This is a genomic window from bacterium (genome assembly GCA_023228325.1).
In the GTDB taxonomy this organism is placed as follows: domain Bacteria; phylum Auribacterota; class UBA6266; order UBA6266; family UBA6266; genus UBA6266.
Genome location: JALOBK010000001.1, coordinates 1,776,596 through 1,796,713, shown reverse-complemented (window position 1 = coordinate 1,796,713; position 20,118 = coordinate 1,776,596). Strand labels below are relative to the sequence as shown.

General features: G+C 43.4%; 18 protein-coding genes. 1 reads left to right on the top strand and 17 read right to left on the bottom strand.

The features are described from left to right. Positions 1 to 20: 20 nt before the first annotated feature. The 14 genes from queA to murJ form a co-directional block, all read right to left on the bottom strand. Positions 21 to 1,052, bottom strand: coding sequence for a tRNA preQ1(34) S-adenosylmethionine ribosyltransferase-isomerase QueA (gene queA / locus M0R36_08600; protein ID MCK9555854.1), 1,032 nt, complete (start codon positions 1,050 to 1,052; stop codon positions 21 to 23). Positions 1,053 to 1,063: 11 nt separating this feature from the next. Next, complete coding sequence (locus M0R36_08595) at positions 1,064 to 2,215, bottom strand: SpoIID/LytB domain-containing protein (protein ID MCK9555853.1); 1,152 nt, start codon at positions 2,213 to 2,215, stop codon at positions 1,064 to 1,066. Further along, positions 2,212 to 2,451 (bottom strand): DUF2905 domain-containing protein, encoded by a 240-nt coding sequence (locus M0R36_08590; GenBank protein MCK9555852.1) that lies wholly within the window; start codon positions 2,449 to 2,451, stop codon positions 2,212 to 2,214. Before M0R36_08590 ends, M0R36_08595 begins: the two co-directional genes overlap by 4 nt. Beyond that, on the bottom strand, positions 2,435 to 2,968 hold the full coding sequence (locus M0R36_08585) for an epoxyqueuosine reductase QueH (GenBank protein MCK9555851.1): 534 nt from the start codon (positions 2,966 to 2,968) through the stop codon (positions 2,435 to 2,437). The genes M0R36_08590 and M0R36_08585 overlap by 17 nt, the downstream gene beginning before the upstream one ends. After that, positions 2,968 to 3,987, bottom strand: coding sequence for a Holliday junction branch migration DNA helicase RuvB (ruvB, locus tag M0R36_08580; protein MCK9555850.1), 1,020 nt, complete (start codon positions 3,985 to 3,987; stop codon positions 2,968 to 2,970). The genes M0R36_08585 and ruvB overlap by 1 nt, the downstream gene beginning before the upstream one ends. A gap of 1 nt (position 3,988) precedes the next feature. Beyond that, positions 3,989 to 4,606, bottom strand: a complete 618-nt coding sequence (gene ruvA / locus M0R36_08575) for a Holliday junction branch migration protein RuvA (GenBank protein MCK9555849.1) — start codon at positions 4,604 to 4,606, stop codon at positions 3,989 to 3,991. A 9-nt stretch (positions 4,607 to 4,615) separates the two neighbouring features. Beyond that, positions 4,616 to 5,113, bottom strand: a complete 498-nt coding sequence (ruvC, locus tag M0R36_08570) for a crossover junction endodeoxyribonuclease RuvC (GenBank protein ID MCK9555848.1) — start codon at positions 5,111 to 5,113, stop codon at positions 4,616 to 4,618. A 12-nt stretch (positions 5,114 to 5,125) separates the two neighbouring features. After that, entirely contained in the window at positions 5,126 to 5,884 is a 759-nt protein-coding gene (locus M0R36_08565; protein ID MCK9555847.1) for a YebC/PmpR family DNA-binding transcriptional regulator, read from the bottom strand. Positions 5,885 to 5,901: 17 nt separating this feature from the next. Continuing rightward, the gene (fusA, locus tag M0R36_08560) at positions 5,902 to 7,935 is read right to left on the bottom strand and encodes an elongation factor G (GenBank protein ID MCK9555846.1); all 2,034 of its coding nucleotides are present in this window, start codon (positions 7,933 to 7,935) and stop codon (positions 5,902 to 5,904) included. Between the two features lie 86 nt (positions 7,936 to 8,021). Beyond that, positions 8,022 to 9,114 (bottom strand): peptide chain release factor 2 gene (gene prfB, locus M0R36_08555; protein MCK9555845.1). Its coding sequence is split into 2 segments (ribosomal slippage): positions 8,022 to 9,047 and positions 9,049 to 9,114, totalling 1,092 coding nucleotides; the frame shifts between segments, so codons are not numbered across the junction. Beyond that, the gene (gene lnt, locus M0R36_08550) at positions 9,114 to 10,676 is read right to left on the bottom strand and encodes an apolipoprotein N-acyltransferase (protein ID MCK9555844.1); all 1,563 of its coding nucleotides are present in this window, start codon (positions 10,674 to 10,676) and stop codon (positions 9,114 to 9,116) included. The genes prfB and lnt overlap by 1 nt, the downstream gene beginning before the upstream one ends. Beyond that, positions 10,676 to 13,771 carry a preprotein translocase subunit SecA gene (secA, locus tag M0R36_08545; protein MCK9555843.1) on the bottom strand — a complete coding sequence of 1,032 codons (3,096 nt, stop codon included), beginning with the start codon at positions 13,769 to 13,771 and terminating at the stop codon, positions 10,676 to 10,678. Before secA ends, lnt begins: the two co-directional genes overlap by 1 nt. Before the next feature lie 77 nt (positions 13,772 to 13,848). Further along, the gene (locus M0R36_08540; GenBank protein ID MCK9555842.1) at positions 13,849 to 15,258 is read right to left on the bottom strand and encodes an excinuclease ABC subunit UvrC; all 1,410 of its coding nucleotides are present in this window, start codon (positions 15,256 to 15,258) and stop codon (positions 13,849 to 13,851) included. A gap of 56 nt (positions 15,259 to 15,314) precedes the next feature. Beyond that, positions 15,315 to 16,820: a murein biosynthesis integral membrane protein MurJ gene (gene murJ / locus M0R36_08535; protein ID MCK9555841.1), complete on the bottom strand. Its 1,506-nt coding sequence runs from the start codon at positions 16,818 to 16,820 to the stop codon at positions 15,315 to 15,317. Positions 16,821 to 17,005: 185 nt separating this feature from the next. Between murJ and rpsT the strand changes: the two genes are divergently transcribed. Continuing rightward, complete coding sequence (gene rpsT / locus M0R36_08530; protein ID MCK9555840.1) at positions 17,006 to 17,260, top strand: 30S ribosomal protein S20; 255 nt, start codon at positions 17,006 to 17,008, stop codon at positions 17,258 to 17,260. A 44-nt stretch (positions 17,261 to 17,304) separates the two neighbouring features. Here the strand turns inward: rpsT and holA are convergent, their stop codons facing one another. From holA to bamD, 3 genes are read right to left on the bottom strand one after another with little or no spacing between them, the layout of a single operon-like run. Further along, positions 17,305 to 18,294: a DNA polymerase III subunit delta gene (gene holA / locus M0R36_08525; protein MCK9555839.1), complete on the bottom strand. Its 990-nt coding sequence runs from the start codon at positions 18,292 to 18,294 to the stop codon at positions 17,305 to 17,307. 9 nt (positions 18,295 to 18,303) lie between these two features. Continuing rightward, positions 18,304 to 18,888: an LPS assembly lipoprotein LptE gene (gene lptE / locus M0R36_08520; GenBank protein MCK9555838.1), complete on the bottom strand. Its 585-nt coding sequence runs from the start codon at positions 18,886 to 18,888 to the stop codon at positions 18,304 to 18,306. Beyond that, entirely contained in the window at positions 18,885 to 20,087 is a 1,203-nt protein-coding gene (gene bamD, locus M0R36_08515) for an outer membrane protein assembly factor BamD (protein ID MCK9555837.1), read from the bottom strand. Before bamD ends, lptE begins: the two co-directional genes overlap by 4 nt. Positions 20,088 to 20,118: the final 31 nt, after the last annotated feature.

The following is a 20,118-nucleotide window of genomic DNA, read 5'->3' as shown; positions in this document are numbered from 1 at the left end:
TCAGCCACCGATACCCGATGTCACTCAATTATAAACATTGAATCGCCGTATGAATAAAACCTGAACCGTTCTTTAACAGCCAGCTCATAAGCGTCCATCACCGTTTCACGCCCGGCCAGCGCGCATACAAGCATAAGTAATGTCGAACAGGGCAGGTGAAAATTTGTAACCATATTTTTAACGACCCTGAATTTGTACCCGGGATAAATAAAAAGATCGGTCCCGGAACCGCCGGATTTGAGCTTTACCCCGTCATATGCGGATTCAAGCGCCCTGACCACGGTGGTGCCGACCGGTATCAACCGCTTATTCCGGGATAGATGTTCATTAATGAGGGCGGATCCCTCTTCGGAAATAAAATATTTCTCAGGATGCATTTTGTGTTCTTCGATGTTTCCGGTTTTCACAGGCTTAAAAGTCCCCACACCCACGTTTAAAGTCAATTCTACAACTTTTACTCCAAGTTTCTTTATTTTTGATAAAAGCTCTTCCGTGAAATGAAGCCCTGCGGTCGGAGCCGCTACAGCCCCCTCTTCTTTTGCAAAAACAGTCTGATAATCCAGTTTATCCCGCGCTTTTCCCGAATCATCATTCCTTTCAATATAAGGAGGAAGGGGCATTTCCCCGTATTTTTCCATTATTGCTTCCGCGGAAATGTCGGGGAAAGAAAGTTCATAAAACCCGTTATTAATATTCTCAACCTGAACGGTAGCCTTATCCATGATACTCAGTATAGTTCCCTTTTTTAATCTTTTTCCGGGTTTTGCCAGCGCAATCCATCTGTTATTTTCTGTCTTTTCAGAAAGCAATATTTCTATGTCTGAACCCGTCGGATATTTTTTAGCCATAATACGGCAGGGCAAAACTTTTGCGTTATTGACAACCAGAAGGTCGTCTTCGTTTAAAAAATCCCCGATTTCCCGGAATTTTAATATCTTATCTACCCCTTTACCCCTCTTTAATATCATCATCCTGGAATCAGAACGGCATATTTCCGGGTGCTGGGCTATCAATCCGGGGGGCAATTCATAATAAAATTCCGAAGTTTTCATTTTATGTGTTTTTAATAGATTTTTTTAATGCCCGCGCCGGGATAGTAATACAGAAGTATGGATTTATAATTCCACCCTCTTGCCGCCAGTTCCCGCGCGCCGTACTGGCACAACCCGACTCCATGCCCGTGCCCCCTGCCCGAAAAATAGAACCTGTCTCCCCTTTTTACAACCTTGAATCGGCCGCTTTTCACATTTTCCGGCCCTACAATATTCCTGAACCGGGCAATCCTCAATTTCGTATCCCCGCCGGCATGAAGGATTCCGACCTCGGTAATCCTTGAACCGTACCGGCTCTTTTTACAGGGGTATATTCTTATTATTTCACCCGAATTTATATTTTTTTCCGCGAGTTTGTCCCGCAGTTTATCCGAAGATATCGAGTAATTCCACGAATAATCAGGGGCTTTATCACAATAACCGCAGCGCACCGCTTCAGGAAAATCATCCTTGAAATTCACCCATACATTATAAGGCACTTCCGTATATCCGCCGCATACCGTAGCAAAGTATGCGCAAAGTATCTTATTCTTATATGTCAGTACCTGCCCGCGAGTCGCGTCAATCGCGTAATCGGTCCTTTTATCCTCGGTTTCTGCGCCTCTGTACAGTTGTGAAGAAACATTGCTTAAATCATAAGGGGCCCCTTTATTATTGATTACATGATATAACGCGTACGAGCGCGAAGCTATCGCCTGCGCTTTCAGCGCTTCGCTCTCCCAATACGGAAAGACTTCATTGGGCACAACCCCTTTTAAGTAATCCTCGAGTTCCAGTATATTGACGATATAGATGCTGAATCCGCTCCCGGCCGGAAACCTTTCTACTTTGATTTTCCCCCTCAGCCATTCTCCGTCGAGGTTAATATTACCGCCGGAAACAAAATAAAGTATATTTCCCCTGTACTTTTTCCTGTTGATTACTATGTCCCGGCCCGGAAACCTGACTTTTATTTTTTCCCCGGCTTCCGCTCCGCCTATCTTTTCCCCGCGCTCATTTTCTATTGCCATCGGGGAATCTGAATACAGGGTGAAGGAGTTAATGTCCTTGTGGATCAATACCCTGACATAAACAGGAGCCTTTAATCTTGCCGCCATGCCCGTCAGAAAAATACAGGCGGCGCAGAAAAATACAAAAAATAAGGTAAAAAATATTTTTTTCATCTCTTATGAATCAGCCACAGGACAATGGATATAATTATCGAAAGCAGGATACACGTGCTAACGGGGAAATAAAAAGTAAAATTCTCTCTTTTGATATGGACGTCGGCGGGAAGTTTCCCCAAAAACGGGATCTTATCCGAATAAGACAGTATTATTCCGAATACAATAAGGCATATCCCTATGATAATCGTTGTCCTGGAGAATATCCGCAGGTCCATGTCAGGCTTTTTTTCCAAACCTTTCTTTTTCGCTGAAGAGGCAGCCGCAGTATTGCTGTTTGTATATGTTTAATTGCCCGGTAATGCGCCAGTGATCCTTCCATCCCGTCCTGAAATCTTCATAAAAAAACCTTATACCGGAATTTTCCGAGCTGGATTCACAGACCGCCCTGATTTTTTCATGATCCTGCTTATGGCTTATAAGCAGAGTGGTCGTAAAGTTGTTTATACCCAATTCCCCCGCTTTTTTAACGGTTGCCTCTATCCTATGTGTATAACAGGATAAACACCGGTCATCCATATTCTTTAATGCCGATGAAAACCATTCAGAGAGATTATATTCTCCGAAACCGGATAATTTGACATTATAATTGTCGCACACTGTTTTGAGAGCCTCATAACGTTTGACATATTCCTGATAACCATGGATATTGGGATTAAAAAAATAGCATGTTACTTTATATTTTTTTGACAGAAGCTGTTCGATAGGATATGTAGCGCAGGGCCCGCAGCATGCATGCAGCAATATTCTCATCAGAAAAGCTCGTCATGTTGATTATTCTTATCCTTAAGGCCTAAATGCCTGTAAGCGGAAGCGGTGACTTTTCTCCCGCTCGGCGTTCTTTTCAGGAACCCCTGCTGTATTAGATAAGGCTCATAAACTTCTTCAATGGTTTCGGCTTCCTCACCCACGGCAACCGCTATGGAATTAACGCCTACGGGCCCGCCGTTGAATTTACACCCTATCGTTTCAAGTATTTTTTTATCCATATCGTCCAGCCCTTTATCGTCAATACCGAGTAATTTCAATGCTGTCACGGCAATTTCGGCGGTAATCTTTCCGTCGGCGCGGACCTGGGCGTAATCCCTGACCCGTTTTAAAAGCGCGTTAGCTATGCGGGGCGTGCCTCTGGACCTTACCGCGATTTCCCTGGAACCTTTCTTATCGGCATCAACGGACAATATTTTTGAAGAACGATTGACTATTCTTTCGATATCATCGAAGTTGTAGTAATCCAGGCGTTCCGATATTTCAAACCTGGCGCGCAAAGGCGCTGATAAAAGCCCCGCGCGTGTTGTGGCTCCGATGAGAGTAAATTTCGGCAAATTCAGCCTTATGGACCTTGCTCCGGGCCCCTGATCTATCAATACATCTATCCTGAAATCTTCCATCGCGGAATACAAATATTCTTCAACTACATGATTCAACCTGTGTATTTCGTCTATAAAGAATACAGAACCTTCTTCAATATTGCTCAAAATACCCGCAAGGTCACCCGGTTTTTCTATTACAGGGCCTGATGACGTTCTTATCTCCACCCCCATCGCATCGGCGATAATATACGCCAGCGTGGTTTTGCCAAGCCCCGGAGGACCGGAAAACAGAATATGGTCTACGGATTCCCCTCTTTTAGAAGCCGCTTCTATCGCCACCGAAAGCCTCTCCTTGGCTTCTTTCTGCCCGATAAAATCATCCATTTTCAAAGGGCGCAGTTTATTTTCAAACTGTTCATCCGGCTTATGTATAACTTCATCAAATATTTTTTCGCTCATCCTATTTCTTCTCTTTCAATGATTCCCTCAGGATATCTTCCAGTCCGGCTTCTGTCCCGGCTTTCCTGTACGCGGATTCTACAGCCCTGACGGCAAATTTAGTTTCGAATCCCAGTGATATCATCGCGTTAACCGCGTCTGTAAGCAGATTCTGTTTCTCCGAATCACCCGCGCCTCTTACCGTATTCCTGTTTTCAAAATAATCAATTTTCCCGACCTTGCTTTTCAATTCAACTATCATTCTTTCGGCTGTCTTCTGTCCCACCCCGTGGATGGATGACAGCACAGACGCATTCTCTGTTTTAAGCGCAGACAACAGCACGGCGGGGGTAACCCCGTTTAAAACGGATATCGCGACTTTCGGGCCGATGCCTGAAACAGACACAAGCAGCCTGAAAAGATGTTTTTCCTGCAGGGTTGAGAAACCATAAAGGCTGATATCGTCTTCCCTTACAATAGTGCAGATATACAATTCGGCCTGCCTGTCCGAAGCGTGAGACCTGCTTATGCCCTCGTAAGTGCTCAAAGTTATCCTGACTTCATATCCTACCCCGTTTACATCCAGAAGCGCCTGAACGGGGTCAACTTTAATTATTTTTCCTTTTAGATAACCTATCATATATGAATATTATATCCTTTTGCTCATGTTAACGCGATTGGAAATATTGTTGCAATGGCATATGGCAATCGCAAGCGCATCCGTAATATCACGGGACTTGGGAACCGCCTTCAATCCCAGAATAAGCCTTACCATTACGGCAACCTGCTCTTTGCCGGCAATACCCCTTCCGGTCACCGACTGCTTAATATCTTTCGGCTGATATTCATATATCGGGATATCGTGTTTTGCCGAACAGAGCACAACTATGCCCTTTGCCTGTCCGAGTTTTAAAGCGGAAGAAACATTTTTAAACACAAACTGCCCTTCGATCGCTATAGAATCAGGCTTATAATCTTTTATGATTTCTTCCAGCCTGTTGAAAATCTGCAGGTATCTAAGAGAAAGTTTTGATGCGCTTTTAGTCCTGATAAAATCGTAGAACACAGGTTTAAATTTATTGCCCTGAAAATCAATTATTCCAAAACCTGTTAATACGGTTCCGGGATCTATGCCCATTACACGCATAATCAATGAATTTTAACCGTTTTCAAATTTTTCTATTTCCTCGGAGGATATGTCAAAATTAGAATAGACATTCTGGACATCATCATGATCTTCCAGCGCATCTATCAGAGATAAAACCGATTGAGCTTCCGATCCCTGCACCTTTATATACGAGGACGGCAGAAAAGTGAGGCTTGAGGTCTCAACGTCATATTTGCAGGTTTCCAGTAACTTTCTCAACTTTTCAAAATTTTCAGGGGGAGCGGTTATTTCAAATATATTATTCTCTTCATCAAAGGCAATATCGTCAACACCCGCGTCTATCACCTGCTCCATGATATTCTCTTCTTCTTTTTTTTCCGCTTTTACGCCGAAATAAGCCTTTTTGTTAAACATCCACGCAACAGCGCCGGCCCCGGCCATACTTCCGTTTTTTTTAGATAATATCGACCTTATTTCCGAAGTCGTCCTGTTCTTATTATCGGTAAGCGCGTCCACCATAATTGCTACACCGCCGGGGCCATAGCATTCATAAACAGTTTCCTCATATGACACGCCCGGCAGTTCTCCCGTCCCTTTTTTTATCGCCTTTTCAATATTGTCCTGAGGCATATTGGCCTCTTTCGCCGCAAGCAGCACCGTCCTCAGCCGGGGGTTCATAACAGGGTCGCCTCCTCCCACCTTTGCGGCAACCGTAAGTTCTTTGCTTATCCTGCTGAAAACTTTCCCTCTCTTGGCGTCTATCGCAGCTTTTTTATGTTTTATGCTGTTCCACTTTGAATGACCGCTCATAAAATACCCGTCTTCCCCTATTTTTCCCCGTCCGGCTTTTTGCTCTCATCAATCACTTTCTGCGAAATATGCGCGGGGACTTCCTCGTAATGGGAAAAATCTATCGTAAAAGTCCCTCTGCCGCCTGTCATAGACCTTAGTTCCGTGGAATATCTGAAAATCTCTGATTGAGGGACCTGCGCTTTGACTTTTTGAAGTATGCCCGCCGGTTCCATTCCGACAATACGCCCTCTCTTTGCATTTAAATCTCCGGTAATATCCCCCATATAATCGCTGGGGATAACCACTTCGATATTCATAATCGGCTCAAGCAAAACCGGCCTGGCCTTCAGAAAAGCATCCTTAAAAGCCTTTGAACCGGCAATTTTAAACGCCATTTCAGATGAGTCCACTTCATGGTATGAACCGTCATAACATCTGGCGCAGAAATCCACAATAGGATAACCGGCTAAAATACCTTCGACCATAGACTCCCTTATGCCTTTTTCAATAGCCGGAAGATAATTCCTGGGAATAGAACCTCCGACAATCTCGTCAACAAATTCAAAGCCCTTAGCTCTTTCACGGGGTTCGATTTTGAGATAGACTTCGCCGTATTGTCCTTTGCCTCCGGATTGCTTCTTATATTTTTCATGTCCTTCCGCGGACTTTTTAATGGTCTCCTTATACGCTACTTTGGGAACGGAAAGAGTTGCTTCCACATTAAATTTATGTTTCACGCGGGCCATGGCAATTTCAATATGCAGATCTCCCATGCCGGATATTATCAGTTCCTTGGTATCCTGATTCCTCTCAATCTTTAAAGTAGGGTCTTCTTCCGCGATCTTATGCAGGCCGGCTCCGATTTTTTCTTCATCCCCTTTCGCTTTGGCATAAACCGCATATGAAACCAGCGGTTTGGGAAAAATAATCGGGGGAAGGTTCACCTTACCGGTAAAATCAGATAATGTGTTGTTTACATGCGTGTTCTTTAATTTTGACACCGCCATAATATCGCCGGGCCCGGCTTCAGATACCGAAATCTGCTCTTTGCCTTTGATTATATATATATGCGCGATTCTTTCTTTCCCCCCGTTTGCGGCGTTAAGGGCTTCCGAATCAGCCTTTAAAGTGCCCGAATAAACTCTGAAATAAGTAAGTTGACCGACATAAGGATCTGTTATGGTCTTGAAAATAAAAGCGCTTAAACGGGCCTGGGCTTCGGGCAGAATTTCTTTTTCTGAAATTTTTGCCGGCTTTAAATCAGCGGGCGAGGGGAAATATTCGACAATAAAATCAAGGATTTCTTCCGTTCCTATCTCCTTGTCGGCGCTGCCGGAAAGCACGGGAACAACCATCCCTTTCACTATAGCTTTCTTCAAGGCTGATTTAAGTTCTTCATCCGATATCCCGCCGTGTTCCAGATACTTCTCCAGAAGCGCGTCATCGCTTTCCGCGACCGCCTCTATCAGATTTTCCCTGTACTGCGCCGCATTTCCTTTAAGCGGACCTTCCGGTAAATCCGGCTTGCCGCCGCTTATGATATTTACTACGGCGCTTATTCCGCCTTCTTTGATCACAGGGACTATAACCGGAACACATTTTTTTCCAAATGTTTTCACTATCTCGTTATAGGTCTTTGAAAAATCGGTATGTTCTTTATCCAGCCTCGAAATGTATATGAGTTTCCCCATTCCGTATTTTTCCGTCTCATCCCAGGTTCTATGAGTGCCGACTCCGATTCCGGTTGAAGAATCGACCACAATCACAGCCGAATCGGCTACCCTTACAGATGCCGTTACTTCTCCGAAAAAATCCGCGTAGCCGGGAGTGTCTATAAGGAAAATGCTGCGGTTTTTCCATGTCAGGTGAAGAGGCGCCGCGAATATGCTTATTTTTCTCTCTTTTTCTTCTTCCGTATAATCCGATATGGAAGAACCGTTGTCAACCCTGCCAAATCTGGAATTTTCCCCCGACTTATGCATCATTGAGTCAACCAGTGTTGTTTTACCGCATGTGCCATGCCCCAAAACCACAAAGTTTCTCGTATCAGCAATTCCAAATTTCTCCATGACCAGCTCCATTTTTTTTATTAAAGAAGAACAAACAATATTCAAAAAATCTAACAAAGGGAATACATCTTTACAAGAAAAATTTTCTAAGAAACGATCCACTTCAGCCCGGCGTCAATAAAACGGTCTATCTCGCCATCCATTACAGCGCCTGTATTTGAAGTCTCTACGCCGGTCCTGTGATCTTTGACCAGCGAATACGGGTGAAAAACATATGACCTGATCTGGCTTCCCCACTCAATTTTTTTCTTTTCTCCTCTTCTCCGGGACAGCTCCTCCTCTTTTTCTGATAAATATTTTTCATACAGCCTTGACTTTAATATTTTCATGGCATTTGCCTTGTTCTTATGCTGTGACCTGTCTTCCTGGCACTGGACCGCTATGCCCGTGGGGATATGCGTGATCCTGACGGCCGAATCGGTTTTGTTGACATGTTGCCCCCCTGCTCCCGAAGCCCTGTATGTGTCAATGCGAAGTTCGTCGGGATTGATGTCTACTTCTATATCATCGTCGACTTCAGGAATCACATCAATGGAAGCAAATGAGGTATGCCTTCTTTTATTCGCATCAAAAGGTGAAATCCTCACAAGGCGGTGAACTCCGGACTCCACTTTAAGAAAACCATAGGCGTACATGCCCGAGGCGATCAGTGTTATGCTTTTTATGCCGGCTTCATCACCGGGCTGAAAATCCAGTGTCTCAAGTTTAAAGCCCTTGTGTTCACACCATCTTGAGTACATCCTGTACAACATTTCCGCCCAATCACACGCCTCAGTGCCTCCGGCGCCCGAATGTATTGTAATAATCGCATTTTTAGAATCGTCCGGAAGGCTCAACAATCCCGCAAATTCCAGCCTATCGACACATGATTCAAGCTCCCGCAGAGACCTGTTCAAATCTTCACTTAACGATTCGTCCCCGGAATACAGTTCAATAAACCCTTCTAAATCCTTTAAATCCTTTTCAGCCCTTTCCAGCGGCTCTATAATATTCTTTAATTCTTTTATCTCCCTTAAAACCCTCTTTGCATTCGGCTGATCCAGCCAAAAATCAGATTCCGCCATCTTTGATTCGAAGTCCCCGAGCTTTATTTTCTTGTTATCGACGTCAAAGATAACCTCTCATTTGAAGAACACGGTTTTTTACATTATTAAATCTTTGATTTAACTCTGATTGCATTATATACTCCTTCCCAATAAGTTATGAATTTTTGTTTTTGTCATCAAAGATATTAAAACAACAAAAGACGCATAGGCGACAAGGTCGCCGGTCTTATTATAAAAAGTTCTGCTGTTTTTGGTTATTTCATCCATTTTAAGTTCTACAAACAAGATATCCGGCTGAAAAAGCACTCCCTTTGAACTTCCGGCTACCCTTGTTATTATACCCGACCTGTCTATAAAACAGGTGAGACCTGTATTTGCACATCTAAGCATGGGCACATCATTTTCGATACACCTCATCGAAGAGGAAAGCGCATGCAGGAACGGGGCCGACGTGTATCCGTACCAGGCATCATTTGTGATATTTACGATAAAAGCAGCGCCTTTAGACACATAGTCTCTGCTTATAGACGGGAATAAATCTTCATAACAGATGGTGACGCCGAATTTGCATGGACCGTTTACCCTGCTTGACGCATCCTGTAAATCAAAAATACTGTGTGACAGACCCCTGCTGAATCCTTCGCCTATGGGAGATAAGTTTTTCAAAAAATAAAATACTTTTGATAACGGCACATATTCCCCGAAGGGCACCAGCTGGCGCTTATCGTAAGTCTGGATTTTTTCCCCTTTTTCTGAATACAGGACAGCCGAATTGAAATATCTTTTTTCCCCGTTCTCGTATCGCGAAGTCTGGATGCCTATAAGTAATGCGGTGTTTATCTGCGAAGATACAGACTGAATAAATTCCTCTATTTCTTCATTATCGGGTATTATTCCAGGCAAAGATGATTCCGGCCATATTATCAGCTCGGGGAATCTCAATGCCGCGTTAACAGTCAGGTCCCTGTATCTTTCGAGAATGTAATCTTTGGAATTCCTGTCCCATTTTGTGTTCTGAGGTATCGAGGGTTGGATTAAAGCTATTTTTATATAGTCTCCGGAGAATTTATTATCCCTGCTATCCGGAAGTTCGCGATACAATAAAAGAAACGAGATTATCGCGCCCGCAATAACTATAAACCTCAATGACAATCTTGCCTTCTTTTCGAAAACAAAAACCGCTATGCATGCCAACAGCGCAAGATAAAAAGATATGAGGCAGACGCCTCCGCATGCCGCCAGCCATGAAAAACCCGCCCCGGCGTCAAAAACATTCCCTGCCAGCATCCACGGGAATCCCATATTGCCGGAACTTCTTATGTATTCAACAGACACCCATAAAAAAGGATAAAAAAATATTCCGTATAACTTATACCGTTCCGAGATTTTTTTTGCCAATATACTGAAAACCCCGATAAAGCAGGCCTGATAAAAAATTAAGACGCAGGCCGCGGGCAGGGAAACGAATTTTACAAACCACAGCAAAGGCGTGAAGTAAAAAATGCCTGCGATAAGCCCGTAGAAAAAAACATATTTCGATAATGACGCCGCTTTTATAACAAAAAAAAGCAGGGCCAGACCCGCCACTATGGCAAAGCGGTGCCTGACAGGATAATAAGCCGTATAGATAATTGTTCCCGAAAGAGCCGCTAATGCGGCTAAAATAACGGGAGAGTAAAAAACTTTGAACTTCATTACAGGGAATTAGCTCCGCAGCATTTCTTGTATTTTTTACCGCTTCCACAGGGGCAGGGGTCATTTCTTCCGACTTTGATACCTTCCCTCCTCACGGTAGCCGCTTTATTCATAATATTAGGATTCCCCGAAGCGCCGGCCGGTTCGGAAGATTCATTTCCGGAGGAAGGGGGATTCAGATTAAAGGATTTTATTTCTTCATGCTTATAGGACCTGGGAAGGTTTTTTATGAATTCATCCATTTTTCCCGGCTGCATGGTGGTTCTGAATAAAGAAGCGGCTATCCGCTGGTTAATGTTAGCCATCATTTCCGAGAACATGGCATAGGCTTCTTTGCTGTATTCCCCGAGAACAAAATTCTCGCCGGTCGCCGCATACGCGCGCATGTGTATGCCGTGCCTCAGATCATCCATATTATACAAATGCGATTTCCACATATTATCTATGGTATTGAGCATGACAAATTTGATTAAAACGGAGACTTCTTTCTCTCCCTCGATTTCTTTCTTCAGTTCAAGGACCCTTTTTACCCTGTCATCTATAATATCCGCTATGGCATCCGGATCATTTCCCGCGCCCATTATGGGCTGCGCTTCAAGGTTAACGGGCAATATATTATTTACCCATCTTATAAACTCATAAGGGCTGGGTTCGGACAATTCGTTATACAACTGGCAGTACTCGGCGGTTTTTTCCCTGATTAAATCATAAACAATACTCAAATAATATTTTTCGGGGTCCTGAGAAAACAATATCTGCATCCTGTTCTCATAAATAACTTCTCTCTGCTTATTCAGCACATCGTCAAACTCAAGGGTATGCTTTCTTATGTCGAAATTCCGCTGTTCAACTCTTCTCTGCGCATTTTCTATGGACCTGTTAAGGAGAGGATGCGCCAACTCCTGTCCTTCTTCCATTCCCATCTTTTGAAGGATGGATGATATCCTGTCGGAACCGAACAGTCGCATCAGGTCATCCTCCAGCGAAGCAAAAAATTGCGAACTGCCCGGATCCCCCTGCCTCGCGCACCTGCCTCTAAGCTGACGGTCGATCCTTCTTGATTCATGCCTCTCCGTGCCTAACACAGCAAGGCCGCCTTTTTCCGCTATGCCTTTACCGAGTTTAATATCGGTTCCCCTTCCCGCCATGTTGGTTGCTATGGTCACGGCGCCCGGCATACCGGCGCGCTTTATTATCTCCGCCTCTTTCTGATGGTATTTCGCGTTCAAAACTTCATGGGGCACGTTCCTTCTTTTCAGCATCCTGCTTAAAAGCTCCGATACCTCAACGGAGATTGTCCCGACAAGGACAGGCCTGTTTTCTTCCTTGTTTAACCTGGCTATTTCCTCGATTATCGCGGCGTATTTCTCTCTCTTTGTCCTGTATATAACATCATTATCGTCTTTGCGCGCGCACGGCTTGTTGGTGGGCACCACTGTTACATCAAGCCCGTATATATGGTTGAATTCTTCAGCTTCGGTTTCGGCAGTTCCCGTCATTCCCGCGAGTTTATCGTATAATCTGAAATAATTCTGTATTGTTATAGTCGCGTAAGTCTGGGTCTCTCTTTCAATCTTGACTTTTTCTTTTGCTTCCAGGGCCTGATGAAGACCGTCGCTGAACCTTCTTCCGGGCATCATCCTTCCCGTAAATTCATCGACAATGACGACCTTGTTGTCCATAACTATATAATCAACATCTTTTTCAAATAAGGAATATGCCCGCAGCAACTGGTTTATATTATGGATTTTCTCGGATATTTCTTCGTAATGCCTTTCTATCTTTGCTTTAAGCCCGGCTTTCGTTTTCTCGTCCATGGAACTGTCTTCGTCTATCTCCTGGCATTTAGTGATTATATCGGGGATTATATATTCATCCTCCCCTCCGGCGCTTAACTCCAAACGCCCTTTTTCGGTTAATTTTATATCATGCCCTTTTTCATCAATGTTAAAAAACAAATCTTCCAAAACCCTTATCTCGGCTTCTTTTTTCAAATCCGACCTTAACTCCAGATCGGTTCTTTCAAGAAGTTTTCTTATTTCCGCTTTTTCCATCATTTTTAAAAACTGCCTGTTCTTGGGAGACCCTCTGCTTACTTTGAATAACTTTAAACCCGTATTCATTAAATCCGTTTCACCCGCCGCCATGGAATCTTTTACCTCTTTCATAAGCCTGTTACATAACATGGATTGGGTTTGATACAGCTGTTCAACTTTCGGACGCAGGCTGTCATATTTATGAGTCGAGACACTGGAAGGGCCGGAAATAATCAGGGGTGTTCGCGCTTCATCTACAAGTATGCTGTCCACTTCGTCGATAATCGCAAAAAAATATCCTCTCTGCACAATATCATCGGCGGATGTCGCCAATCCGTTATCCCGCAAATAATCAAATCCGAATTCACTGTTTGTGCCGTAAGTTATGTCACGCTGATACTGCACCTTTTTTTCATCGGGAGTCATGCCGTTCTGGATACAGCCGACGGTTAAACCGAGAAACTCATATATTTTCCCCATCCATTCGCTGTCGCGCCGGGCAAGATAATCATTTACGGTAACCAGATGCACATTTTTTCCGAAAAGCGCATTTAGATATAAAGGCATTGTAGCAACCAGGGTTTTACCCTCACCCGTAGCCATCTCCGCTATTTTACCCTGATGAAGGACAATAGCGCCGAGAAGCTGAACGTCAAAGGGAACCATATCCCACTCTATTTCATGGCCGCAGACATTGAATTTTCTGCCTAAAAGCCGGCGGCATACATTTTTCACAGCCGCATAAGCTTCAGGAAGGATAGGGTCTAAAACAGACCTGTAAATGCCGTTGATCCTGGACTTAAGTTCTTTTTTGTCTTTCTGGTCGAAAGTCGATGACAACCTGTCTTTTAATTCGCCGATTTTCGGCTGCAGGTTGTTATCCTCTATCTCTTTTTTAATCCTCTCCCTGAAATCGGCGGTTTTTGCGCGGATTTCATCATCGGAAAGAGACTGATATTCCTTATCGCACCTGTTTATTTCGTCTATTACAGGAGATAGTTTTTTCAAATCCCTTATATTTTTCGAACCGAATATCTTATGTAATATAAGCGAAAACATATTGCCTCTTTATCATAAATGAACAGTGAGTATATCAACTCTTTTTCGGTTTTTCAAGATTAAGTTAGTTGTAAGTGTTAAGTTTTGAGTTTTGATTTTAAATTCGTAATTTCCTTCTGTATCCGCGCCGCGCCTTTCCCGCTTATTGAAAGTTTATCCGCAATTTCCGCGGGATCGGCCTTCAGGATGCCGTTCAGGGTCTTAAAATAATTCAGAAGCTTTTCCTGTCTCACCGGGCCCACTCCTTTTATCCTCCGGAGCAGTGAACTGAACATCGTTTTGCCGCTTATTTTTCTTTGATAACCGATAGCGCACCTGTGGGCTTCATCCCTTATCCTCTGGAAGAACTTTAATACCGGGCTGTCTCCGGGAATCCTGACGGGGAATTTACGGCCCGGCAGATATATTTCTTCAAATCTCTTTGCAAGCGCCATCACGGGTATGCGATTCAACCGCAGGGAGCTGAGACTCCGCATTGCATAATCAAGCTGTATTTTACCGCCATCAACCATAATAAGGTCAGGCAGTTTCTTGTGTTCTTCAAGCAATCTTTTATAACGCCTGAAGACCATCTCCTTTATCATGGAGAAATCATCTTTTGAATTAACATCGCTTATGATAAATCTCCTGTAGCTCTTTTTATCCGGGAGGCCTTTCACAAACCTGACCATGGAACCGACAGCATGCCTGCCCAGGGAAAAAGAAGCATCGAAAGCTTCAATCACATTGACATCCCGTTTTATCTCCAGTATCTTTTTCAGGTCTTCATTCTCCTTTTCGGAAAAAGACGGGTAAAAACTGAGTTCATGATATCTTCCGGAGGACCCTATGACCGTTTTCACCGCATTTATACAATCCCTGACATATGCCGCCTTTTCATAATCAAGCGCGGCCGACGCCGATTTCATTTCCGAATACATAATCTTCAGAAGCCGGGCGCTTTTTCCCCGGAGGACCATACACAGCTTCCCGACCCTTTTATTATATTCCCCGCGGGAAACCATCCCTATACATGGGGCGTCACAAATACCTATTTTCCGGTATAAGCAATGTTTAAATTCATGCGCGCCCGGCAATGTAAAATTACAACTTCTCAACCTGAACCTGGTTTTGAGATATTTTACGGTTTTTCTCAGAAGCCTTACATCCGTAAAAGGCCCGAAATATAAATTTGAATCCCTTACCTTTTCTCTTGCGATTTCCACTCCGGGCAATTTATCATTCACGCTTACCTTTATATACGGATAACTTTTATCATCCTTCAGAAGCATGTTGTATTTCGGCATATATTGTTTGATTAATCTGCTTTCAAGGATCAAAGCTTCCGCTTCGGTGCCTGTAACTATATAGTCCGCGCTGTAAACTTCGCCTACAAGAGACAGGGTCTTTCCATCAAGTTTCCGGGAATCCGCAAAATACGACCTGATTCTTTTCCGCAGGACAGCGGCTTTCCCGATATAGATAATCCTCCCGGATTCATCTCTCATACGGTAAACTCCGGGATGCGGGGGAAAATCGGAAATAATGGATTTCAGGCGCTTATTCATTTTCTTTTTAAAGATTTTATTACATCTTCAAGCTCTTTAATTCTCATTATGCGGGCCAGAAGAAAAACAACAGCCAAAGCAACGCCGAAAGGCAAAAAAACATTTATGAATTTTACCGTGATGCCAGCCGCTCCGCCTTCAAAGTATACCAATGCTTTATACACGGCAATACCGGATAACCCCATCAGGGAACCCAGAATAATATTTTTGCAAACATGCTTAAGCATCAAAGGATAATCTATCTGCCCGATTTTTTCCCTTATCTTATAAAAAAGCAGGAACATATTTATGAAAGCCGAAATCGAGGTGGCTAACGCCAGTCCGGCATAAGACATGGGGACTATAAGTATTAAGTTCAAAACCACATTGGATATCAAGGATATAGAGGCGCACCTGACAGGGGTACCCATATCCTTCATCGAATAATAAACTCTTACAAGAATAATACAGGAACCGTAAGCAAGCATGCCGACCGAGTACGCGACCAGCGCAAAATAAGTGGGCATTGTCGAACCGTTCAGGCTGAACCTGCCGTACTCGAATAACAGTTTTATTATGGGAACACCCAGCGCAATCAACCCGAATCCCGAACACAACATTATAAAAGTAATCTGTCTTAAAGTATATACCAGCGAGTTTCTTAACCCGGCGATATTTTTTTCAGCGGCTAATTCGGAGAAATGAGCGAAAGCGACTGTCGAAACAGATACCGCAAAAATACCTATGGGAAGCTGGTATAACCGTGTCGCCGCATACAGATACGATATCGGGCCGTCACCCAGCCATGAAGCCAAAAACTGGTCTACAAGAAGGTTTATCTGCGTAACACCTAATCCCCAGGCCGCCGGACCCATAAGCAGCAAAACCTTTTTTACCCCTTTGTTTTTTAAGGGGTTCCCGAAAGAAAACCTAACATCGGAAAACCGGAAAGCGGGTATCTGGATAAGAACCTGCAGAATTACACCCGCAATAACACCTATTGCCAGTCCGTAAACCATATCAGTCTGCAACGGGCCTAAAACCGGACATATAAAAACAGCAGCCGCAATAAATGCGATATTCTGGACCGCGGGCCCGAAGGCAGGCAGGAAAAAATGTTTCTTGGCATTAAGTATCCCTGCGAAAAGAGATGCCAGTCCGATAAAAAGAAGAAAAGGGAAAAGGGCTCTTGTAAGTCCCACAGCTAATTTCATTTTCGCCGGGTCATGGACAAAACCCATTGCGAATATACGCACAATAAGAGGGCTGAATACGACACCGGCTAAAGTCACAAAAGATAATATGCCGGTAAAAACAATAAAAAGAGAGCCCGCAAGCTCCTCCTGCTCCTTCTTTGTCTTGTTTTTAAGCCATTCAGAAAAGACAGGGATAACACCCGAACTTAAAGCTCCCTCGGCAAACAGCCTTCTTAATGTGGAAGGTATGCGCAAGGCAACAAAAAAAGCGTCTGTAATCCAGGGATCGAAAAATTTAAATACAAATATTTCCCTGACAACGCCCAACACCCTGCTGAATACAGTTGCCGCGCCGATTATAACGACATTTTAGCGAAATGGTGTTTTTTCATCAATTATCATTTCCGATTTCGAAAACTAATTTAATTCTTGACAAGCACAGGCTCTTTTATTAAATTACCATATCTTTGCAAAGACAGATTATAACATAACTTTATGGAGGTTAGATAAATATGCCAAATATCAGTTCCGCGAAAAAGAGAATGCGCAACAGCGAAAAAAAACGCCTTAAAAACAAGGCCACGAAATCTTCTATTAAAACGCTTTCTTCGAAAGCAATAAAACTTTACCAGGAAGGCAAAAAAGATGAAGCATTAAAAATATTCAAAGCCGTTTCATCTGTAATAGACAAAGCTTCCTCCAGGGGAATAATCCACAAAAACACGGCGGCCCATAAAAAATCAAATCTGTCCAGGCTGTTTAAATAAGCTGCGTTTTGCCCGGTCGCATTGCCGGGCAATGTTTATTTTATTCAAGCCCGGCAGAAATCAATCAGCATTTTTTCGATAATTACCTTAACTGTCCTGTCATCATTTTTTCTTACAGACATCAGAATCCCGGGGAAGGATTTAATTATACCGATTAAAGCGGGCAGGTCATATTTCCCGGATTCCCTGAATATCCTGTCTATTTTCCATTTATCCTTCCTGTTATTCAGTTTCAATATCAGGGACATGTCATCAACTGATATTTTCTTCTGTATTGTCAACTTTGCCAATATCAATTCAAGGATTTTTTTGTGTGTCACCATAATCAACCCTGCGGCATCCGGACCTTTAAAATCCATCTTCTGAAAAACAGACATGGCTTTGTTCATATTGCGCCCGACGATATTATTAACCAAATCCCAGAACTGGCCTTCGCCGCTTGACGCTATTTCATGCACATCGTCATCTCCTATAACAGGTTTTTCATAGGAATAAGTTATCAGTTTTTCTATTTCCATGTTCATTGTCCCGGAATTATCGCCTATTATTTCGGCCAGCGCGCCCGTTGCGGACGGCTGGATTTTTCTGCCATGTTTTTCCACCCTGCTTTTTATCCATTCCGGTAATTTCCATGATTTAACTTCGGGATAATGCTTAATACATTCTTCGCTTATATTTTTCAGGGAGGAAGATATAAGCCTGGGGAGATTTTCAAAAACAAACACTATGCAATTCTGCCGGAAAGGATTTTGTATATATGACAGAATCTGTTTAAAGCCGCCGGGGCCGTAATCATCACACGACCGGACAATAACCAGTTTCCTGTCGCCGAACAAAGTAACTGTTGAAATATCGCACAGAACGGTTTCAATGGATGTATCGCCGGCGGAATATACGGTTATATCTTTATCCGCGTCTCCGGTGAAATATTTCCTGAGGTCATCGAGGGCATCTTTAATCCGGACGGTATCCTTGCCGTAAACCAGATAAACAGGAAGGATTTGAGTCTCTCTTTTTTTCTTATCGGATATCATTCTGAGTAATTACCAGCGTTCAACTACTTTCTGGAGTATTTGCCTGGATATTCTTTCTGCCGCCCGCCACATAGAGGCTTTCTCCGATTCATAAATATCTTTGCTGATAATAACAGTCTGCTGTTCTCTTTCCAGAGGGATTGACCGTCTTTTTGAAGCGGGGATGTCGGGGTTAATAAAATAAGTGTTGTTCCCGCTTATTTTCAGATCTTTAAAAAGATAGTCTCCGGTTTTCTGGTCCATCAAATCGAATACCACGGTTATTTCCAGCTGATATTCGACAACTTCGCGATATTCATCTCCGGCAAATCTTTCGCCGGTCCTTTTCCATCCTGTTACGCGGCCTTTTAGGAGGAGGTCGGCATTTTTTTTGCCGGATACCATCAGTGAACCATCCCTTTGAAACTCCTCAATCACTGAATTTGTCAGATAACTTTCAATATCTTCCTGGTATGTCTCGTTCCTGAAGACGGGTATCGCGATCGTCCTATAATCATCTAATATCAATGAACCGGTTTTATAACCGCACCCCGACAGTAAAATTACCGTCATACAGCAGGCAAATATCAATTTCTGTCCCGGATTATATATCAATCGGAATTCTCCTCTGTTTGCGCTTCTCCTGTATCCTCATCGCTTCCGGCGGTTTCTTTCGTGTCGGGAGCCAATACATCCTTTACAGGGTTCGTAACTGTTTCAACCGCCCCTCCTACGGGTTCTGTTACCATTTCCACCGCTTCATCAAGAGGCATGGTTACCGATGTTTCCCGGCTATCAACTCCTCCGCCCATAAGCTTATTTTCTTTTTCAATTCTTTTCTCAACCGGTTCCTGCTGTTCCTCCATCTGCTTAAACCCGGCGGAAGAAAGTGTTCTCTTTGCCTTTTTAGACCATTTGGAATCAGGATACTGGTTCAGCAGAAGTTCATAGTATACTTTTGAAGATATGTAATTACCCTGTTTTTCATAAAAGACGCCGTTTCTATACAGTTCTTCGGCTTTCCTTTCTTCCAGTTCCGTTATAAGCTCTGCCGCTTTACCCATAAGATCGCTTTGAGGATACTTTTTCCTGAACTGATACAACTCTTTTATGGCATTATCCGTCGCTTCCTGATCATATTCAGGGCCTCTTGATTTGTCATACCAGCACATCCCGATATGAAATTTCGCGTCATCGGCGAATTCCGTGCCGGAATAAACTTCCAGGACTTTTTTGTAAGCCTCGATTGCCTTGTTGTAATCGCCTGTCTTCTGATAGGCTAAACCGGCTTTAAATTGCGCCTCAGGCGCAAGTTTTGAAAAAGGCGCCTGCTCGACGAGAAATTCAAATATTTCGGCGGCTTTGTCTGTCGCGCTGAGAATTTTAAATTTCCATAAGTATCTGCGTCTTCCGGCCAGAAAATCGTTTCCGATTTTATAAATATTATCTAATATATCGTCTACATGACCGTATGAAGGATATTTTTCAAGAATGGATTTATATCCCAGGAACGCATCATAATATTTGCCCGTTTTTTCATACATCCTCCCCATTGCCATCTGGCCCTCGGGAGCAAAAGCCGAACCCGGAAAAAATTTCGCCACCTTTTTATATTCTTCGGCCGCTTCCTTATATTCTTTTTTTTCCTCAAGGGAATGAGCGTATTCCATCTGAAGTTTTGCGCTTTTTTTCGGTTCCCATTTAGGATTGACGAATTTCCCCGACTCAGGGGTCCATATCCACGGAGCGGGAGAAAACGTGGGAACAGACAGCAGTATCAGCATAACTGTTATTCTATAACAATATCTCATCATTTTTTTACCTGTGTAATTATTTTTAAACAAT